We start from the raw sequence: 19,229 nt of genomic DNA on the forward strand, positions 1-19,229 counted from the left end.
CCTGAGACCCGCCCGGTGTGCATCCCCCGTCGCACCGGGCGGGTCCTTCTTTGCAGGTGTTGCAGATGCGACACGCCCGGCGTCCGGGGATCCGTTGGCCCGTCTGGCTCACCCGCTGTGCGAACGGGGCGCTCCCTACTTAGCGTTACCGCATGGCAAGTGACGCGCGTGTGTCCAAGAAGGCGGCCGCAATGGCCCTCCTGGCCGTCGTGGGGCTGTCCCTGACGTCCATACCGGCTGCCGCCAGCGGGCCGACGGCCCGTCAACCCGCAAAGACCACCGACGGGGTGCAGGCGGTCGCCGCCCCCGGCGCACCGAGCCTGCCCAGCGGGCTGAGCGCACTGTCCTGGATGGTGGCCGACGCGGAGACCGGCAATGTGCTGGCCACCAAGAGCCCGCACCGCAAGCTCGCCCCGGCGAGCACCCTCAAGACGCTGTTCGCGGTGACCGTTTTGCCGAAGTTCTCGTCCGACACCGTCCGCCAGGTCAGCTCGGCGGACCTCGCGGGCCTCGGGGCCGGCAGCAGCGTCGTCGGCGTCCGGCACGGCCGCAGCTACACCGTCGCCGACCTGTGGCGCGGGGTCTTCCTGCGCTCCGGCAACGACGCGGTGCACGTGCTGGCCGCGATGAACGGAGGCTGGCAGGCCACCGCCCGCGAGATGCAGCAGACCGCCCGCGAACTCGGCGCGCGCGACACCACGGTGAAGTCACCCGACGGCTATGACGCGCCCGGCCAGGTGTCCTCCGCGCACGACCTGACCGTCTTCGCCCGCGCCGGGCTCGCCCAGGAGGACTTCGCCCGCTACTGCGCCACCGTCCGCGCCCCGTTCCCAGGCCCCGGTGGCACCACCCAGATCGAGAACACCAACCGCATGCTGGCGGGCTCGCACGGGCTGCCGCGCTACCCCGGCATCATCGGCGTGAAGAACGGCTACACCTCCAAGGCCGGAAACACGCTGATCGCCGCCGCCCGCCGGAACGGCCGCACGCTGCTGGTCACCGTGATGAACCCGCAGTCACAAGTGGCCAACGGCGTCTACAAGGAGGCCGGCGCCCTACTGGACTGGGGCTTCCGTACGGCCGGCAACGCGGAACCGGTGGGCACGCTGCACGCCGTGAGCGCCGCGTACGACACCGGCGCCCCCAGCGCCCGCGGCGCCACACCCTGGCGTCCCGCCCTCGTCCTCGGGGCGGGCGCCGCCGGGATCGTGGTCATGGGGCTGGGGGCCATGCTCGCCCGGTGGCGGGATCCGCGCGGCCGCGGCCGCGCGGAGTAGGCCGGACGGCTCCGCGCGGCCCTGTGGAGCCCGCGGTCACCCCTCGCCGGCCGGGCGGTTCCCGGCCGCGCCCTCGGCGGTCCGCAGCCGGGGCGCGGCCTTCGCCGCCGATACGGCGCCCGGAGCGGTCAGACGACCCGTCAACTCCCCGGCCCAGGAGAGCAGTCCCCCGATATCGATCCCATAGGGGGCGGTGTCCGCGTACGGCCTGATGGCCGCCGTCCCCCGGTCGAGCAGCGCGGCACCCCCTACGGCATTGCCCCGGGCCGCATGGGTGAGTCCCACCGCGAGCTGGGCGAGTCCCCGCCACAGCTCGCGCTCCGCCTCGGGCGCCGCCTTCCAGGCGTCCTCCAGCACCTCATGGGCGTGGAACGGCATCCCGGCGTCGAGCAGCCGCTGTGCCTCGGCCAGTGACTGCGCGGGGGTACGGACCACCCCCTCGGGCTGCCGGGCCACGCCGGGGGTGCCGTAGGGCAGCGGGCGGCCGAGACCGTCGCGCGGCCGGGCGTTACGGGCCCGTCCCTCTTCGTCACGGTCCCGGCGGGGTTCGTGCCGGGGCTCCTGGGTGTAGTTCACCCCTCAATTGTGCGCCCCGGGCGGCGACGCGGTGGTCCGCCGCCCCTGTGCGGGGAGACACCCCCTAAGGGACCCGTACGGGTGAGGAGGCGTCCGGCACGGCGAGCGAGGGGCTGCCGCCGCCGTCCGCCGGTACGGTCCAGACGTCGAAGGCGTGGCCCGCGCGGCCCGGCAGGGCGTAGGCGAGGGTGCGGTCGTCCAGCCAGGCGGCCTGGTCGTCGACGCTGCGGGACTCGGCGAGCGGATGCTCGCGCAGGGTGCGCAGGTCCAGGACGTACAGCCGCCAGGGATCGCCCGCGCCGGGACGGACCCGCTTTTTGAACGCGAGGCGGGTGTTGTCCGGCGAGAGCGAGGGGCACTCCACGTTCTCGCGGATCGTCCGCGCCGCCCACCTGCGCAGATCGCCCTGGACGAGGTAGGTCTTGCCCTTGGTCGAGACGGTGGCGTAGAAGCGGTTGTCGTCGCGGGCGAAGGTGACGCCCCAGTAGTTGACGTCGGGGGAGTGGTAGCGGCGGCCGTCCAGAGTGAGCGGGATCTCCTCCATGTTCTTGATCAGGTAGCCGGTGCGGGTGTCCAGGATCGAGGTGCGGGTGGAGAACGCGGTGGTGGCGTAGGAGTCCCCGGTGGCGAACATCGTCCACGACAGCATCCGCCCGGAGGCCGACACCCGGGCCCGGTTGGGAATGCCGGTGAGCGCGATCCGCCGCTTCTCGCGCAGCCGCCGGTCCAGGACCACGGCGTACGACCGGGGCGGGATACCGGGGCGGCGCTGCAGGCACAGGCCCGTCCCGGCCGCCGCGTAGAAGCGCTCGCAGGCCGGCCCGCCGGTGGTGCGGTGCCCGGAGCGGGGCGCCGAGGCCGAGGAGGCCGCGCCGGTACGGTCGTCCGGCGCGGGGAGCCGGGCCACCCGGCCGGCGCCGGCGCCGGTGCTGCGGAAGTACAGCCGGCCGTGGTCGAGGCCGAACGCGGAGGCGGGGTCGGCGGGTTGGGCGCGCCGGGCGGCGCCGATCGTGTAGACGACGGCGACGGTGGCGAGGACCACGGTGGCGGCCAGCACGGCGACGATCCGGGCCCGGAGGGAGACGGCGGAGAGCCGGGCGGACGGGGAGGGAGCGGTGCGGGACGAGGTCATGCGCGCGACGACTGCCTTTCCGGGCGGTCCGGTGGGTTCGACCCGGCCGGGCGGTCCCGGCGGGGGAGCAGGACGGCGGCCGCCGCCAGCGCCGCGGCCAGCGCGAACATCGCGAGGAACAGCGCGGGACGGGTGCCCCACAGCGTCCAGGCGGCGCCGAATCCGGCGGCCGCCAGCAGCCGGCACAACGCCTGGCCCGTCTGCAGCAGAGCCATCCCGCTCGCCCGCCGGGCGGCCGGCAGCACCGGGCCGGCGAGCGCCATCAGCACACCGTCCGTGGCGGCGTAGAACACCCCGAGCAGCAGCAGGACACCCACCAGCAGCACCGGCCCGGCGTCGGTCGTCAGCAACAGGACATAGCCGGCGAGCAGCGCCGCGTGCCCGCACAGGAACGGCACCCGGCGGCCGATCCGGTCGCCGAGCCGCCCGGCCGGCACCGCGAGCAGCAGATAGACCGCGGCCGCCCCCAGCGGCAGCAGCGGGAACCAGCTCACCGCGAAGTCCAGCCGCCGCTGGAGCAGCAGATACAGGAACGAGTCGCCGATGGTCGCCGCGCCGAGCAGCGCCGCCGCCACGAAGACCCGCCGGAACGCGGGGTCGCGCAGCGGCGCCAGGAGCCGTGCCCGGGGGCGGGGCGGGGCGACGGGCGCCTGGTGATGGCTCGGTGGGGCGGCCGGTGCCGGGGTGTGCGGCCCGCCGCCCGGTGCCCCGTGGCCGGCGGCCACGGCAGCTCTACCGGGCACGAACGCGACCAGCAGCAGCACCCCCACCACCCCGACGCAGAAGCTCACGACGAACACCGCGTCGTAGGCGTCGGCCGTGGCCCACAGCAGGGCGAACGCCGCGAGCGGGCCCAGCAGCGCACCGGTGGTGTCCATCGCGCGGTGCACGCCGAAGGCGCGGCCGAGCGCGTCCGGCGGGGCTTGAAGCGAGATCAGCGCATCGCGCGGGGCGGTGCGCACGCCCTTGCCGATACGGTCCGCGGCGAGCGCGGCGCCGATGCCGAGGGTGCCGCCGCCGGCGAGCAGCAACCCGAGCCGGGACAGCGCCGAGAGCGCGTAGCCGGCCCCGGCGACGAGCTTGTGCCGTCCGCCGCGGTCCGCGGCGTGCCCGCCCAGCAGCCGCACCAGCGCGGTGACGCCGTTGTAGAGGCCGTCGAGGAAGCCGAACTGGAGGGGGGATAGCCCCAGTTGGAGGACGAAGTAGAGCGGCAGCACGGCGGTGACCATCTCCGAGGAGATGTCGGTGACGAGGCTGACCGCGCCGAGAGCCAGCACCGGCCCCCCGACGCGGCCGCGCCTCACCTGTGTCGCCGTCGCGGCCGCGTCCGTGGTCGCGAGATACATCGGTCAGACCGCCCTTGGGTCCCTTGGGCCGGTCAGTGGCACTGGTAGGCGGGGCTGCGGTCCTTCGTCTTCCCGTCCGTGCCCACCAGCTCCCAGGAGAAGCCGGTGTCGGTGAAGTTCAGCTTCACCACGCCGAAGGTGTCGGTGAGCCGCTTCTCGCTGTTCGGCTGGACCTCCTCGATCTTGTACGGGTTGGCTCCGCCCATCCCGGCGAGGAGTTCGACGATCCCGTTCTCGTCGGCCTTGCCGTCCGCGTCCTGCGGTGCGAAACGCTCGTAGTGGTGATCGTGGCCGTTGAGGACCAGCTCGGCCTTGGCGTCCTGGAGCAGCTTCCAGACCGGGCGGCCGACCGGGTCGTTGCCGTGCTCGCCGGAGGAGAAGAGCGGGTGGTGCCAGTAAGCGGCCACGCACTTCTTGGAGTTGGCGGCGAGGTCGGCCTTGAGCCAGTCGGTCTGCGCCTGGTCCAGGCTGTTGGAGTCGAGCGCGATGAAGTGCCAGTTGTCCTGGTCGAAGCTGTAGTAGCTCTTGCCCTTGGGGTAGGCGATCGACCCGAAGTAGGACTTGTAGCCGGCCAGTTCGCCCTCGGGGTCGTATGTCTCGTGGTTCCCGGGGGCGGGGTGCGTCTTGCTCTTGAAGGCGCCCCAGCTCGTGTCGTAGTAGCGCTTGAAGTCCTTGAGTCGGGCGTCGTCGTACTGGTTGTCGCCCATGGTCAGCACGAACGCCGGGTCGATCTGCTTCACCAGCGCCGCGGTCTTGGGGTGTTCGCAGTCGCTGTCGCTCGCCGTGCACCGCTCGGCGATATCGCCGGCCGCGACGGTGGTGAACCCGGCGGCGTGCGCGCCCGTCGTCCGGTCGGGCGCGGCATCGGCCCGCCCGGCGTTCGACCACAGCGCCACCCCGCCGACGAGCGCGAGCGCCGCGCCCGCGGCGACGGGGATTCCCCATCGGCGGCTGCCGGTCGGGGTCTCGCGCCGCTGGGGCGGCGGTACGGGCTTCTCGGCGCGGGGGGAGGTCATATCCGTCTCCTGGGTCGGCGTGGGGGAGCCGTCCCGGAAATCCTGACGTCGAGCCATGTACGCGTCAAGGATGCTGACGTAATTGTTAGGAAACTTTCCTGCCCGTTCTGTCCGGCGCCGACCCGCTGGACGCAGTCGCGGCCGGCTCAGCCCAACTCGACCTCGAAGAAGCAGAGATGGTCCTTGATCTGCGCGACCTCGGGACGCGGCTCAGGGTAGGCCCAGGCGATGTCCTGCGGGCCACCGGGAAGTGACCAGTAGGAGGCGGTGCCCTTGAACGGGCAGACGGTGTGGGTCTCGGACGGGGTCAGCAGGTCGGTGCGCACGTCCTCGGGCGGGAGGTAGTAGCGCACCGGATAGCCGGTCTCGGAGAGCAGCAGCGGGCGGCGGCTGTCGGCCAGCAGCTGCCCGCCGACCCTGACGCGGACGTGGTCGGTACCCTGGTCGATCTCGATCCGGTGGCCTCGGACGGTGCTCATGGTCGTGTCCCTTCGCTCGCGGAGGAAACCGCTCCCGGCCCCTCCTGCCGTTGCGATCTCCAGCCTAGAAGCGCCCACTGACAATCCGCCCGCACGGCTGGGCCGCCCCGGGGTGCGCCGCCCCCTCGCCTGTCGGACACGGTCGGTGACCTCCCCGATGCCATCGGTGACCTCGGCTGGACCCTCCGCAATCCGGGTGAATGTGGCAAAGTGACGGCATGGCTGACCGGGCAGTGAAGCAGCCCACCGTGTCGGTACCGGACGACTGGCCGGCCCACCCGGACCTGACACTGGCCCTCAACGGCATGGGCGGCTTCGACTGGGACCTCGACAGCGGGCTGATGCACATGGACCCGCCCGCCCTCGAGGTCTTCGACCTGCGCCCGTCCGAATACGACGACCGCCCCGAGAGCCTCAGCTCCCGTGTCCCGGCCCATGAGTCCGCCCGGCTCGACGCCCTGGTCTCCAGGGCCCTCAAGGACGGCAGCGACTCCTACGGCGCCTACTTCCGGGTGCGGCTGCGCGACGGGCAGCTGCGCTGGACCCACGCCCAGGGCAGCATCCGCCGCGACGCCACCGGCCGGCCCCGCCGGATCATCGGCGTGGTCCGCGACGCCAGCCACGAATACACCCACGCGGCCGAGCGGCTCGCGATCGACGAGGAGCGCCGCCGGCACACCAGCGTCGTGGAGCGCACCACCGCCGCCCTCGCCCACGCCAGAACCGTCGGCGAAGTGATCGCCGTGCTCGCCGGCGACCAGGGCCTGAGCCGGCTGGGCGCCGAGAACGTCATCCTCGGGCTGGTCGAGGCGGGACGCATCCGGCTGGTCTCCGAGGGCAAGGCGGGCAGCTACGTTCCCGATCTCGAGTACACGCGGGTCGGCGACGAATTCCCGATGGGCGAGGTGGTGCGCACGCTCACCCCCCGCTACGTGCACACCCGCGACGAGTTCAAATACGGCTATCCCCGGCTCTGGCCCGCCATCGAGCCGCTGAACGTCAACTCCGCCGCGTATCTGCCGTTGATCGCCCAGGGCCGCCCGATCGGTGTGATCGGCCTGTTCTTCGAGCGCGAGAGCGACTTCCGCGACCAGGAGCGCAACGTCCTGGTGGCGCTCGGCAGCAGCATCGCGCAGAGCCTGGCGCGGGCCATGCTCTACGACCAGGAGCACGAGATCGCCGCCGGCCTCCAGCAGGCCATGCTGCCGCGCCGGATACCCGGTATCCCCGGCGCCCAGGTCGCGGTCCGCTACCGCTCCGCCCGGATGGGCCGGCACATAGGCGGCGACTGGTACGACGTGATACCCCTGCCCAACGGCCGGGTCGGGGCCGTGATCGGCGACGTCCAGGGCCATGACACCCAGGCGGCGGCGCTGATGGGCCAGCTGCGGATCGTCCTGCGCGCCTACGCCGCCGAGGGGCACTCGCCCGCCACCGTCATGGGCCGCGCCTCCGCCTTCCTCAACGAGCTCGACACCGACCGCTTCGCCACCTGCACCTACGTCGACGCCGACCTGAGCACCGGCGCGGCCCGGATCGTGCGGGCCGGCCATATCGACCCGCTGCTGCGGCACGCCGAGGGCATCTGCCGCCGGCTGCCGGTCGCCGGCGGGCTGCCGCTGGGCATCTCCTCCGAGTTCCGGCGGCTCGACTACCCCGTCACCACCGTCCAGCTCGCCCCCGGCGACACCCTGCTGCTGTGCACCGACGGCATCGTCGAACAGCCCGGCACCGACCTCGACGAGGGCATGCGGGAACTGGCCCGAGAGGTCCGCGACGGCCCCCAGGACGTCCAGCAACTCGCCGACCGGCTCTGCGACTCGGCGGGGGCCCGGACCGGCGAGGACGATATGGCGCTGCTGCTGCTGAGGCGGCTCGGCGCGCCCGAGCACGACACCGTCGGACGGTTCCGTCAGCACATCGCCCCCGCCGACCCCGAAGGACTCTCCGCCGCCCGGCACATGATCCGGGCCGCGGTACGCGCCTGGGGCGCGGCCGACCGCTCCGAGGAGATCGAGCTGGTCGCCGACGAACTGATCACCAACGCGCTGCTGCACACCGACGGGGAGGCCGTGGTCAACATCCGGATGCCGCACAGCGTCGAGCGGTGCCTGCGACTGGAGGTCGAGGACCACTCCAGCAGCCTGCCGCGACGCCGCGAACCGGGCGAGGCCGGAGTCTCCGGCCGGGGCCTGCTCCTCGTCGACCGGCTGGCGGATGTCTGGGGTGTGGAGCCGCGCGGTGGCGGAAAGTGCGTATGGTGCGAGTTCAACTGCCCCTGACCGGGATGGCGTCGAGCCACCCGGGCGAGCAGCGGGGGAGCGGGCGCCGAGGCATCGGCACGGTCGAGTGAGGACGGCACTATGGCAACGCGGGCTGCGGAACAGCGCGAGGAAGCCCGCCGGGTGGCGGCGCGGCTGGAGGCGGAGGCCGTCCGCAACGTGGCGTTGACCTGGGTGGACAACGCGGGCATCGCCCGGGTCAAGACCATTCCGGTGGCGCGGCTGGCGGACACCGCCGAGCGCGGCGTCGGGATGTCGCCCGTCTTCGACGTCTTCACCTCCGACGACGCCATCACCGAATCCGACCACCTCGGCGGGCCCGACGGGGACCTGCGGCTCTTCCCCGACCTGGACCGCGTCACCACCCTCGCCGCCCAGCCCGGCTGGGCCTGGGCGCCGGTCGACCGCTACGACCAGCTCGGTGCGCCGCACCCCGCCTGCCAGCGGCTGTTCGCCCGGCGGATGGCCGCACAGGCCACCGAGGCCGGCCTCGACGTGCGGATGGGCTTCGAAACCGAGTGGGTGGTCACCCGCGCCCCCGACAAGCACGGCCCGGCAGCCGCCGGCGCCGACGAAGTGCTCGACTACCCTTGCGCGGGCCCCGCCTACGGCATGACCCGGGTCGTCGAACTCTCCGACTACCTCCGCGATGTCACCGAGGCGCTGACCCTCCAGGGCATCGACGTGCTCCAGCTCCACCCCGAGTACGCGCCGGGCCAGTTCGAGGTCACCACCGCGCCGGCCGACCCGGTACGCGCCGCCGACGACGTGGTGCTGGTCCGCGAGACCATCCGCGCGGTCTCCGCCCGCCACGGGCTGCGCGCCTCCTTCGCCCCCTCCGTCGTCGCCGGGCAGGTCGGCAACGGCTGCCACCTGCACCTCGGGCTGTACCGCGACGGCCGGAGCCTGCACCGCGACCCCGACGCCGAATGGGGCCTGGCGCCGGACGCGAGGGCCTTCCTCGGTGGCGTACTCCAGGCCATGCCCGCCCTGCTCGCCATCGGCTGCCCGTCACCGGCCAGCTATCTGCGGCTGCAGCCCTCCCACTGGGCCGGCGTCTACCAGTGCTGGGGCGTGGAGAACCGCGAGGCGGCGCTGCGCCTGATCACCGGCGCCCCCGACGACCCGGACGGCGGCCACGCCGAGGTCAAGACGTTCGACGCGGCCGCCAACCCCTACCTCGCCGTCGGCGCGGTGCTCGCCGCCGGACTGCACGGCATCACGTCCCGGACCCAGATGCCGGCGCCGCAGACCGGGGACCCGGGCACGCTCGGCGTCCGCGAGCGCGCCCGGCGCGGCATCGTACGGCTGCCCGCCACGCTGACCGAGGCCGCCGACCGGCTGGAGAAGTCGGCGCCGCTGTACGAGGCGATGGGCAAGGTGCTGCACGGCGCGGTGCTCGCGGTCCGGCGTGCCGAGGAGGCCCACTTCGCCGAGAGCGAGGCCGAGGAGATCGCCGCCGCCACCCGCTGGCGCTGGTGATGCCCGCGGACGCCCCGGGGCGGGGCCCCGGCTTCGACGACGGCCTGCCGCCGCTGGTGGACCACCACTGCCACGGCGTGCTCCGGCACGAACCGGACCCCCGGGCGTTCGCCGGGTACCTCACCGAATCGGACCGGCCGCCCGCGGCGGGCACCACCTTCTTCGACACCCAGGCCGGCTTCGCCGTGCGCCGCTGGTGCCCGCCGCTGCTCGACCTGCCCGCGCACTGCTCACCCGAGAGCTACCTCGCCCGCCGCCGCGAGCTGGGCCCCGACGAGACCCGGCGCCGCCTGCTGCGCGCCACCGGAATCGGCGCCTACCTCCTGGACACCGGCCTCCCGGGCGACCTGACCGGCCCGGCCGAGACGGCCGAGGCGGGCGGCGCCACCGGGTACCCGGTCGTACGCCTGGAGGCGCTGGCCGAACGGATCGCGGCCGCCGCGCACGACACCGAGGAGTTCACCGACGTCCTCGCCGGCGCGGTCCAGGCGGCCGCCCGCACCGCCGTCGCCTTCAAGAGCGTCGCCGCCTACCGCCACGGGCTGGCCCTCGATCCCGGGCCACCGACCCCCGACGCCGTACGCGCCGCCGCCCGCTCCTGGCTCGCCGCCGGCGCACCCCGCCTCACCGACCCGGTCCTGCTCCGCCACCTGATCTGGCTGGCCGTCGCCACCGGCCGCCCCCTCCAGCTCCACACCGGCTTCGGCGACCCCGACCTGCGGCTCGACCACGCCGACCCGGCCCTGCTGACCGACCTGGTCCGGGCCACCGCCGACACCGGCACGGACCTGGTGTTGCTGCACTGCTACCCGTACCACCGCCAGGCCGCCTACCTGGCCGGCGTCTTCCCGCACGTCTACGCCGACATCGGACTGACCCTCACCCACACCGGCCCGAGGGCCACCGCCGTACTCGCCGAGTTCCTGGAGCTCGCCCCCTTCGGCAAACTGCTCTTCTCCACCGACGCCTACGGCCTCCCCGAGCTGTACGTCGTCGGCAGCGCGCTCTTCCGGACGGCGCTGTCCGCCCTGCTGGGGGAGTGGACCGCCGGCGGGGCGTGGTCCCAGGAAGACGCCCGACGGGTGGGCGCCATGATCGCCGCCGGTAACGCGCGCAGGGTGTATGGTCTCCCGCCGACGGAGCCGTAAGGGGCACCGGCCGCGAGCGCCCGTTCCCGCCCTGCCGTCCGTCGTTCCCCCGCCGCGTGCTTTACTGCGCCGCGTGGCCCTTACAACTACCGACGACGACACCGGCCCCGACAAGGGCGAACCCCCCCTGCGCTCCCGAATATTCGCCGATCTGACACCGCTGCGCACCTCCCCGGACTACCGCCGCCTGTGGTGCGGCAACACCATCTCCTGGATGGGCCAGCAGATGACCGCCCTCGCGGTCTCGTTGCAGGTCTACGCCATCACCGGCTCCACCTTCTCGGTCGGCCTGGTCGGCCTGTGCTCGCTGGTCCCGCTGGTCGTCTTCGGTCTGTACGGAGGCGCCATCGCCGACACCGTCGACCGCCGCAAACTGGGCCTCTACAGCGCCGCGGGCGCGACCGCGATGTCCATCATGCTGGCCACCGCCGCGCTGGCCGGATACCACCGGGTGTGGCTGCTCTACACCGTGGTCGCCCTCCAGGCCGTCTGCTTCGCGATGAACTCCCCGGCCCGCACCTCGATGATCCCGCGGCTGCTGCCCACCGAGCAGCTGCCCGCCGCCAACGCCCTCAACTCCCTGACCAGCAACCTCGGTCTGATGGGCGGACCGATGCTGGGCGGTGTCATCGTCGGCCTGTGGGGCTACCAGGCGGCGTATCTGATCGACGCGGTGGCCTTCACCGGCGCGCTGTACGCGATGTGGCGGCTGCCGTCGATGCTGCCCGACCAGGGGGACGGCCCGCGACGCCGGGCCTCCGTACTGGACGGACTGCGCTTTCTCGCCACCCGCCCGAACCTGCGCATGACGTTCTTCGCCGACATGGCGGCGATGGTGCTCGCCCAGCCGCGTGCCCTGTTCCCCGCGGTCGCGGTGCTCTGGTTCGGCGGGGACGCCAAGACCGTCGGCCTGCTGGTCGCCGCGCCCGCGGTGGGCGCCGTACTGGGCGGGCTGTTCTCCGGCTGGCTCGGCGGGATCCGCCGGCACGGCCTGGCCATCCTGATCTCGGTGGCCGCCTGGGGCGCGGCCATCGCCTGTTTCGGGCTCTCCAGGCACCTGTGGCTCGGGCTGTTCTTCCTGGCGGTGGCCGGCTGCGCGGACACCATCTCGATGGTCTTCCGCAGCACCATGCTCCAGGCCGCGACCCCGGACGAGATGCGCGGCCGCCTCCAGGGCGTCTTCATCGTCGTCGTCGCGGGCGGCCCCCGCCTGGGCGACTTCCTCGCCGGCTCGACCGCCGACCTGACCTCCCCGGCTGTCGCGATCATCGGCGGCGGTCTGGCGTGCGTCCTGGCGGTCACGGCCCTGGGCCTGGGCCGACGGGCGTTCGCGCGGTATGACGCGCGGGACCCACGGCCGTAGTGATGGGTTGTCCCCACGTTTTCGGCTGTCCCGCCGTGGGGGTTTCGCGTGGTTCGCCTGCGGCGGGCCCGTCCGCTGCGCTTTGCTGCGGCCGACGTGTTCGACTTACTCGCCGTGGCGCCTGCGGCGGGCGGTGCCGCTGCGCGGGGCTGTTCGGCTGCCGGTGACGGGCCGGAGGGGTAGGGGTGTGGGACTGCTGCGCTTTACGTCCCACACCCCTACCCCTCCGGCCCGCCCCCTCCCGTGGGTGGGTGGAAAAAGACCGTGGGGGTGAACGTCAGCCTTCGTGCGCGCGCGGTCGACGGATTCGGCCCGCCCCCACCGGCCTGCCTTCCACCCACCCACGGGAGGGGACAGACCGTAGGACGGAGTCCGTAGGGCTGTCACCGCACCCGACACACCACGCCCGCCGCAGGCGCACCGGTGACAAGGCACCACGGCGCCGCAGCCGACAACCCACGCCCGCCGCAGGCGAACCAAGCGAAACCACCACGGCGGGACAGCCGACAACGTGGGAAGCCAGCCAAGCGCTACAGCGATACGGCACTCAAGTCCGTCTCCTCGAAGCCCGCGTCGTCGAATGGATAGAGCGGCCGCCGTACCCTGTGGTGGCCCAGGCGGAGAAGGTCCTGGTCGACGCCGCCGGGGGTGAGGGCGAGGAGCCAGTCGGCGGCCATGGCGTGGAGTTCGGGTTCCAGGTAGCCGATCTTGACGACCAGCAGGTCGTAGGCGAGCGGGTCCAGGGGGCCGAAGTCGGCCCGGGTGTGGAACGGTTTGCGGCGTTCGGTCAGGACCACCGTCACCCCGCCGCGGGTGACGGCCGCGGACCGGCCGCCGCCGTCGTACGCCGGATTGCCGCGCGGCGCGCCGGAGCCCGGACCGGGCGGGTCGTCGAGGGCGGTGACCGTACCGGTCAGCTCGTACGGTTCGGCGTGCGGGCCGGTGCCCGCGCTGAACCGGCCGCCCACGCCGATCGAGAGCTCGGCGCCCACCCCCGCGTCGAAGCAGACGGCGACGGCCTTCGGGTCGGTGATGCCGGGGTGGAGGGCGGTGACCCGGCCGCTCGCCAACTCCTCGTGTGCCAGGAGCCGGCCGAGCATATAGGCGAGGTCGCCCGCGCCGCCCGCGGTCGGGTTGTCGCCGGAGTCGCTGATGACGAAGGGGCGGGCGGGGGAGGCGACGGCGCGGGCGATGCAGTCGTCGGCGTCGCCGGTCGGCCCGACGAACGTGAAGTCGCGGCGTACGGACCAGTATTGGCGAGCCAGCGACTCGGCCTGGGTGGTGGCGAGCCGGGGATCGTCCGCGGTGACCACCACCGCGGCCCGGCAGCGCTCCTCGTCGGCCCAGGCGTACCCCACCCAGATCGCCGCGTCGACGACCCCGTCGAGCGCCTCGACCGAGGCCAGCCGCCCGTAGAGCGACCTGGCCGGTTCGAGACGGGTGCTGGTCTTCTCGCCGGGGAGGAGGACGGGGATCTGCACCCAGGCGCGGTACGGGCGCCCCTTCCCGGCGGCCAGCCGTCCGACGAGCTTGCGGGCGGCCCGCTCCCGGGTGTCCCAGGCGTCCTCGTGCGGCGCCATACGGTGCGCGGTGAGCAGATCGAGGCGTTCGGCGAAGCGGCGCGAGACATTGCCGTGCAGATCCATGGCGGCCGAGATGAGGGTGTCGGGGCCGGTGGCGGCGCGCACCGCGTCGGTGAGGTCGGCCTCCGCGTCGTCCAGCCCGACCACGCTCATCGCTCCGTGGATGTCGTAGACCAGGCCGTCGAGCGGTCCCGACGCACTGATCCGGTCGACCAGTTCGCCCTTGATGCGGTCGTACGTGGCGCGCTCCACCGGGCCGCCGGGCACCGCGACGGCGTGCACCAGCGGCACCCACTCGACCAGCTCAGCCAGTTCGTCGTCCGGACGGGTCCAGGTGTAGCGGTCCAGCAGCGCGCCCTCCCGGGTGACGCGGAAGTCGTCGTACGTCGAGCGATGCGGGCAGAACTGGCTGGACTCGATGGCCATGCCGCCGACGCCGATGCGCAGTCGGCGCCGCGAGCCGGGACGAGGGCTGGTGGGTGAGGGCACGGTGCCTCGCTTTCGGTCGGAGGGGCGTGCGGGTGTGCTTCCGGGGGACGGCGGGCTACGTGAGGGAGTGCGCGGCCGTGCGGCGCAGTACGGACCGGCCCGCGCCGAGCAGTCCCGCGTCGGGGCCGCAGGCGGCGGCGTCGATGGTGAGTTCGCTGGTGGCCATCGGCAGACAGCGCTCGTAGAGCGTCCCGCGTACGGCCGCGACCAGCGGCTGCGCGCCGGCCAGCGCACCGCCGAGGACCACCGCCTCGGGGTTGAAGAAGTTCACGACGACCGCGAGCACCGCGCCGATGTCGCGGCCGGCCTGCCGTACGAGGGTGGTGGCGTGCGGTTCGCCGTTCTCGACCAGCCGCAGGATCTCGGCCGCGGAGTCGACGGCGAGGCCCTTGCCGCGCAGCGCCGCGGCGATCGCGGCACCGCTCGCCACCGTCTCCAGACAGCCGATGTTGCCGCAGGAGCAGGGCAGATGGGCGGTCTCGTCCACCCGGACATGGCTGATGTCACCGGCCGAGCCCCGGGCCCCGCGGTGCAGCCGGCCGTCGCTGATGACGCCGGAGCCGATGCCGCGGCCCGCCTTGACCACGACCAGATGGCGCCGTGCCGGGTGGGCGGCGCGGTGTTCGCCGAGCGCCATCATGTTGGCGTCGTTGTCGAGCAGCACCGGCAGTCCGAGGTGGGCCGCCAGCCGGTCGCGCAGCGGGAACAGATGCCAGCCGGGCATCCGGGACGGCGCGATGATCCGCGCGCCGTCCGCGTCGACCGGGCCGGGGAAGCCGACCCCGATGCCTCGGACCGTACGGCCGGCCGCGCGCTGCCGCTCGGCGAGCAGGTCCAGCCGCTCGGCGAGCGCTTCCAGGGCGGGTTCGGGCCCGGCGGTCAGATCGAAGGGGTGGTCGGCGGTGTCGAAGCAGCCGCCGGTCAGGCCGACCGCGCCGGTGCGGATGTGCCGGCTGCCCAGGTCGGCGGCGAGGGCGACCGCGCCCCGGTCGGCGATCCGCAGCAGTCGTGGGCGACGGCCGCCGCGCGAGACGCCCTCGCCGGATTCGGTCAGCAGCCCGGCCTCGACGAGTTCCTGGACGCGGGTGGAGACGGTGGAGGCGGCGAGCCCCAGCTCGCGCACGAGGTCCGCGCGGGAGGCGGCGGAGCCGTTCGCGACGAGTTCGAGGACGTGCGCGGCCGAGCCGGGCGGCTCGTCGGAGGCGGTCATCGGGCGCCTTTCGCCGGGATGGGGGGAGGGGCTGCGGAGGGAGGGTGGCGGGGCGACTTTTTTCGGTCATCGAAGGAAGATGTCGTCCAACTCGCTGACAGTAGAGCGCGGTTGGCGTGCTTTCGCCAAGGCCTTGACTTCCTTTCCCGGCCGTCCGTACTTTGCTCGCACTCTTCGACCGGCCGACCACCTCGGAGGCAGCATGGGTCTGCGCAGCACCCGAATTCGCGGGCCCCTGGGGCGGGTTGTGGCCGCCGTCCTGCTCGCCGCCTTCGCGCTCGTCGGTTGCGGCCCGGCTGGCAACGTTGTCACCGATATGGGCGCCACCGGGGGCACGCCCGTCGAGGGAGGCACCGTCACCATGGCCCTGCCGCCGGCCTCCACCCCCAACTGGATCTTCCCCATCGGCGCCCCGGGCTATCTGGCCTCGTACAACAGCGCCATCCAGGACCTGCTCTTCCTGCGGCTGTACCTGCCCGAACCGAAGGGCGACGCACTGACCCTGGACTCACCGCGCAGCCTCGCCGAGATGCCCCGCTACAGCGACGGGAACAAAACCGTCAGCATCACCCTGAAGAAGGGCTACCGCTGGTCCGACGGAGCGCCCGTCACCACCCGCGACGTGAAGTTCTGGTTCGATCTGATCACGCACAACAAGCAGGACTGGGCCGGATATTCGCCCAAGCTGATGCCGGACGACGTCAGGGCGTTCGAGCTCGTCGACGACCGCACCTTCCGGCTCCGGCTGGATCGCGCCTACAACCCGGCGTGGTTCACCGCCAATGAACTCCAGGACTTCGTCGCCCTTCCCGTACACGCCTGGAACCCCCGCCACGAGGACCCGAAGCGGGCCTTCGCCCGGCTGATGCGACACGCCAAGCAGTTCTCCCGGTTCGCCACCGATCCGCTGTGGAAGACGGTCGACGGGCCCTGGCGGATCGAGAAGTGGACCACCGCCGGTCAGGTCTCGCTGGTCCCCAACGAGCGCTACCGAGGGCCGGACCGGCCGCATCTCGACCGGGTGGTCCTCAAGCCCTTCACCACCGCGGACTCCGAATTCAACGTGCTGCGCGCCGGCGGTGTCGACTACGGCTACCTTCCGCCGTCCGTCATGGCGCAGTCGGCGCGGTTCAAGGAGATGGGCTATCGCATCGACCCCTGGGAGGGCTGGTCGATCACCTATATCGTCCTCAACTTCCACCACCCCACGGCCGGGCCGCTGCTGCGCCAGGCCTATCTGCGCCAGGCGCTCCAGCACCTCATCGACCAGCAGTCGATCTCCCGGGTGATCTGGCACGGCAGCGCCGCACCCACCCTCGGCCCGGTCCCCGCCGGCCTCCTGGAACGCGACCCCTACCCGTACGACCCACCGCGTGCGAAGGCGCTGCTGGCCGGTCACGGCTGGGCCGCCAGGGACGGCACGCTGCGCTGCGTACGGCCGGGGCGGGGCGCGCACGACTGCGGCGCGGGCGTCGCGCGCGGCCGGGAGCTGCGGCTCTCGCTGCTCTCCCAGTCCGGCTCGACCGAGACCTCCAACACGATGCAGGCCGTCAAGTCCGAGTTCGGCAAGGCGGGCGTCGCCCTCGACATCCGGCAGCAGCCGCTGAACACCGTCCTGGGCACCACCGTCCCCTGTACGGCCGACGAGCCGCTCTGCGCGCAGTGGCAGCTCGGCTTCTTCGGCACCCAGGGCAGCTGGTACTTCCCGCCCGACCCCAGCGGAGAGAAGATCTTCGCCACCAACGCGCCCTCGAACATGGGCGGTTGGGCCGACGCGGAGACCGACCGGCTGATCCGGGCCACCGAGTACTCCGCCGACCGGGCCGCGATGCGCGACTACGGCCGCACGGTGGCCCGCCGGCTCCCGGTCCTGTGGACCCCCAACCCCGCCTACCAGGTCTCCGCCATCCGCAACGACCTACGAGGGGTCGACCAGAACCCGACGCTCTCCCTCGCACCGCAGAACTGGTACTTCGTGAAGAAGGGCGGTGCCGCCGGATGACCGCCTTCCTCATCAAGCGCCTCGGGCAGGCACTCGTCGTACTGCTGCTGGTCTCGGTCATCGTCTTCGTCCTGCTGCATCTGCTGCCCGGCGGACCGGCCCGCGCCATCCTCGGTGTGCGGGCCACCCCGGAGGCCGTCGCGCACTTCAACCACCAGCAGGGGTACGACCGTTCGCTGCCCGAGCAGTATGTGATCCACCTCGGCCGGCTGCTCACCGGCGACCTCGGCGAGTCCTACAAGCTCAATCAGAGCGTCGCCTCGCTGCTGGGCGAGCGCCTCCCCAAGACCGCCCTGCTGGCGGGGCTGTCGCTCGCCCTGGCCGCGATCCTCGCCGTCCCCCTCGGCATCCTGCAGGCCGTACGGCGCGGCAAGGCCGCCGACTACGTCCTGACCGGCGCGGCCTTCCTCGCCTACGCCACCCCCGTGTTCTTCCTGGGCCTGGTCCTCATCCTCGTCTTCAGCCAACAGCTGCAACTGCTGCCCGCCGAGGCGCCGCAGGCCGACACCGTCCGCGGCATCCTCGCCGACGCACCGGCCCTGGTGCTCCCCGTCGTGACCACCGCGCTGGGCATCATCGCGGCCTTCAGCCGCTATATGCGCTCGGCCGTCCTGGACAACCTCGCCGAGGAGTACGTACGCACCGCGCGCGCCAAGGGCCAGTCCGGCGCCCGCATCATGGCCCGGCACGTGCTGCGCAACGCGCTCATCCCGCTGGCCACCCTCCTCGGCCTCTACCTCCCCACCCTCTTCAGCGGCACCCTCGTCGTCGAGTCGATGTTCAACTACCCGGGAATGGGGCTGCTGTTCTGGAACGCGGCGCAGAGCTCGGACTTCCCCGTGCTGCTCGGCGTCACCCTCGTCGTCGGCGTCGCCACCGTCCTCGGCTCGCTGCTCGCCGATATCGCCTACGCCGTCCTCGACCCGCGCATCAGGAGCGTGCCGTGACGACCACCGCCCTCGACGCCGGGCCGGACGCGGACCTGGCCACCCCCGGACCGGCCCGCCGCACGCTCGCCGTCTTCGCCCGCAACAAGCTCGCCCTCACCGGTGCCCTGATCCTCCTCGCCCTGCTCGCCTTCTGCTTCCTCGGGCCGCTGATCCACCCCACCGACCAGATCCACACCGACCTCTCCCAGGCCAACCGCGCCCCCGGCGCCGGACACCCGCTGGGCACCACCGACCTGGGCTACGACCTGCTCGGCCGGCTGATGTACGGCGGCCGCACCTCCCTCGAAGTCGGCCTGGCGGCAGGGCTGCTGGCCACCCTCTTCGGTACGGTCTACGGAGCGGTCGCCGGCTACTGCGGCGGCTGGGTGGACGCCGCGATGATGCGGATCACCGACGCCGCGCTCGCCGTTCCGGCGCTCTTCCTGCTCGTCGTGGTCGCGGCGATCGTCACCCCCGGCAAGCCCGTCCTCATCGTGATCATCGCCTCCGTCGCCTGGCTCTCCCCGGCCCGCCTCATCCGCGGCGAGGCGCTGGCGCTGCGCGGCCGCGACTATGTCCACGCCATGCGGCTGATGGGCGGCGGCGGAGGCCGGGCCGTCTTCCGGCACATCCTCCCCAACGCGGTCGGCACCGTCATCGTCAACGCCACCTTCCAAGTGGCCGACGCCATCCTCTACGTCGCCTACCTCTCCTTCCTCGGCCTGTCCCTTCCGCCGCCCGCCGCCGACTGGGGCTCGCTGCTCTCCGCCGGCATCACCTACACCCAGGTCGGCTACTGGTGGCTGATCTTCCCGCCGGGCATCGCGATCGTGCTGGTCGTCGCCGCCTTCAACCTCATCGGGGACGGTCTGCGCGACGCCTTCGACGTACGCCTGAAGAAGAACTGACGCGCTG

Annotated in this window: 15 protein-coding genes; 8 read left to right on the forward strand and 7 right to left on the reverse strand. The window is 73.0% G+C overall.

Annotation, left to right across the window (positions count from 1 at the left end):
* The first annotated feature begins 152 nt into the window (after nucleotides 1-152).
* Nucleotides 153-1,277, forward strand: a complete 1,125-nt coding sequence (locus tag WAB15_RS33820) for a D-alanyl-D-alanine carboxypeptidase family protein (RefSeq protein ID WP_399145116.1) — start codon at nucleotides 153-155, stop codon at nucleotides 1,275-1,277.
* Nucleotides 1,278-1,313: 36 nt separating this feature from the next.
* On the opposite strand, the gene WAB15_RS33825 is transcribed toward WAB15_RS33820, so the two are convergent.
* From WAB15_RS33825 to WAB15_RS33845, 5 genes are all read right to left on the reverse strand, one after another.
* A complete protein-coding gene (locus WAB15_RS33825) occupies nucleotides 1,314-1,853 on the reverse strand; it encodes a DUF309 domain-containing protein (protein ID WP_407288565.1) in 540 nt (179 codons plus the stop codon).
* Nucleotides 1,854-1,917: 64 nt separating this feature from the next.
* Nucleotides 1,918-2,985 carry a hypothetical protein gene (locus WAB15_RS33830; protein WP_407288566.1) on the reverse strand — a complete coding sequence of 356 codons (1,068 nt, stop codon included), beginning with the start codon at nucleotides 2,983-2,985 and terminating at the stop codon, nucleotides 1,918-1,920.
* Nucleotides 2,982-4,331 carry an MFS transporter gene (locus tag WAB15_RS33835; protein WP_407288567.1) on the reverse strand — a complete coding sequence of 450 codons (1,350 nt, stop codon included), beginning with the start codon at nucleotides 4,329-4,331 and terminating at the stop codon, nucleotides 2,982-2,984. The genes WAB15_RS33830 and WAB15_RS33835 overlap by 4 nt, the downstream gene beginning before the upstream one ends.
* Before the next feature lie 32 nt (nucleotides 4,332-4,363).
* Nucleotides 4,364-5,347 carry a metallophosphoesterase family protein gene (locus WAB15_RS33840; protein ID WP_407288568.1) on the reverse strand — a complete coding sequence of 328 codons (984 nt, stop codon included), beginning with the start codon at nucleotides 5,345-5,347 and terminating at the stop codon, nucleotides 4,364-4,366.
* 146 nt (nucleotides 5,348-5,493) lie between these two features.
* Nucleotides 5,494-5,826: a DUF427 domain-containing protein gene (locus WAB15_RS33845; RefSeq protein ID WP_407288569.1), complete on the reverse strand. Its 333-nt coding sequence runs from the start codon at nucleotides 5,824-5,826 to the stop codon at nucleotides 5,494-5,496.
* A 218-nt stretch (nucleotides 5,827-6,044) separates the two neighbouring features.
* Here WAB15_RS33845 and WAB15_RS33850 point away from each other — a divergent pair, with 218 nt between their 5' ends.
* From WAB15_RS33850 to WAB15_RS33865, 4 genes are all read left to right on the forward strand, one after another.
* Nucleotides 6,045-8,108 carry a SpoIIE family protein phosphatase gene (locus tag WAB15_RS33850; RefSeq protein WP_407288570.1) on the forward strand — a complete coding sequence of 688 codons (2,064 nt, stop codon included), beginning with the start codon at nucleotides 6,045-6,047 and terminating at the stop codon, nucleotides 8,106-8,108.
* A gap of 81 nt (nucleotides 8,109-8,189) precedes the next feature.
* Nucleotides 8,190-9,590, forward strand: a complete 1,401-nt coding sequence (locus tag WAB15_RS33855) for a glutamine synthetase family protein (RefSeq protein WP_399145123.1) — start codon at nucleotides 8,190-8,192, stop codon at nucleotides 9,588-9,590.
* Entirely contained in the window at nucleotides 9,590-10,738 is a 1,149-nt protein-coding gene (locus WAB15_RS33860; RefSeq protein ID WP_407288571.1) for an amidohydrolase family protein, read from the forward strand. The genes WAB15_RS33855 and WAB15_RS33860 overlap by 1 nt, the downstream gene beginning before the upstream one ends.
* 73 nt (nucleotides 10,739-10,811) lie before the next feature.
* Entirely contained in the window at nucleotides 10,812-12,101 is a 1,290-nt protein-coding gene (locus WAB15_RS33865; protein ID WP_407288572.1) for an MFS transporter, read from the forward strand.
* A gap of 530 nt (nucleotides 12,102-12,631) precedes the next feature.
* Here WAB15_RS33865 and WAB15_RS33870 read toward each other — a convergent pair.
* A complete protein-coding gene (locus tag WAB15_RS33870; protein WP_407288573.1) occupies nucleotides 12,632-14,173 on the reverse strand; it encodes a M81 family metallopeptidase in 1,542 nt (513 codons plus the stop codon).
* A 55-nt stretch (nucleotides 14,174-14,228) separates the two neighbouring features.
* The gene (locus WAB15_RS33875; RefSeq protein WP_407288574.1) at nucleotides 14,229-15,383 is read right to left on the reverse strand and encodes an ROK family protein; all 1,155 of its coding nucleotides are present in this window, start codon (nucleotides 15,381-15,383) and stop codon (nucleotides 14,229-14,231) included.
* A gap of 202 nt (nucleotides 15,384-15,585) precedes the next feature.
* Between WAB15_RS33875 and WAB15_RS33880 the strand changes: the two genes are divergently transcribed.
* From WAB15_RS33880 to WAB15_RS33890, 3 genes are read left to right on the forward strand one after another with little or no spacing between them, the layout of a single operon-like run.
* On the forward strand, nucleotides 15,586-17,385 hold the full coding sequence (locus WAB15_RS33880) for a peptide ABC transporter substrate-binding protein (protein WP_407288575.1): 1,800 nt from the start codon (nucleotides 15,586-15,588) through the stop codon (nucleotides 17,383-17,385).
* Nucleotides 17,382-18,332 (forward strand): ABC transporter permease, encoded by a 951-nt coding sequence (locus WAB15_RS33885; protein ID WP_407288576.1) that lies wholly within the window; start codon nucleotides 17,382-17,384, stop codon nucleotides 18,330-18,332. Before WAB15_RS33880 ends, WAB15_RS33885 begins: the two co-directional genes overlap by 4 nt.
* Nucleotides 18,329-19,222, forward strand: coding sequence for an ABC transporter permease (locus WAB15_RS33890; RefSeq protein WP_407288577.1), 894 nt, complete (start codon nucleotides 18,329-18,331; stop codon nucleotides 19,220-19,222). Before WAB15_RS33885 ends, WAB15_RS33890 begins: the two co-directional genes overlap by 4 nt.
* Nucleotides 19,223-19,229: the final 7 nt, after the last annotated feature.

The sequence above is a fragment of the Streptomyces sirii genome (assembly GCF_045690365.1).
GTDB lineage: Bacteria > Actinomycetota > Actinomycetes > Streptomycetales > Streptomycetaceae > Streptomyces > Streptomyces sirii.

Bases quoted from the DNA above. Each gene is read 5' to 3' on its own strand.
- WAB15_RS33835 (WP_407288567.1), bottom strand. From the start codon at position 4,331: ATGTATCTCGCGACCACGGACGCGGCCGCGACGGCGACACAGGTGAGG.
- WAB15_RS33855 (WP_399145123.1), top strand. From the start codon at position 8,190: ATGGCAACGCGGGCTGCGGAACAGCGCGAGGAAGCCCGCCGGGTGGCG.
- WAB15_RS33850 (WP_407288570.1), top strand. From the start codon at position 6,045: ATGGCTGACCGGGCAGTGAAGCAGCCCACCGTGTCGGTACCGGACGAC.
- WAB15_RS33820 (WP_399145116.1), top strand. From the start codon at position 153: ATGGCAAGTGACGCGCGTGTGTCCAAGAAGGCGGCCGCAATGGCCCTC.
- WAB15_RS33845 (WP_407288569.1), bottom strand. From the start codon at position 5,826: ATGAGCACCGTCCGAGGCCACCGGATCGAGATCGACCAGGGTACCGAC.
- WAB15_RS33875 (WP_407288574.1), bottom strand. From the start codon at position 15,383: ATGACCGCCTCCGACGAGCCGCCCGGCTCGGCCGCGCACGTCCTCGAA.
- WAB15_RS33880 (WP_407288575.1), top strand. From the start codon at position 15,586: ATGGGTCTGCGCAGCACCCGAATTCGCGGGCCCCTGGGGCGGGTTGTG.
- WAB15_RS33860 (WP_407288571.1), top strand. From the start codon at position 9,590: ATGCCCGCGGACGCCCCGGGGCGGGGCCCCGGCTTCGACGACGGCCTG.
- WAB15_RS33840 (WP_407288568.1), bottom strand. From the start codon at position 5,347: ATGACCTCCCCCCGCGCCGAGAAGCCCGTACCGCCGCCCCAGCGGCGC.
- WAB15_RS33830 (WP_407288566.1), bottom strand. From the start codon at position 2,985: ATGACCTCGTCCCGCACCGCTCCCTCCCCGTCCGCCCGGCTCTCCGCC.
- WAB15_RS33885 (WP_407288576.1), top strand. From the start codon at position 17,382: ATGACCGCCTTCCTCATCAAGCGCCTCGGGCAGGCACTCGTCGTACTG.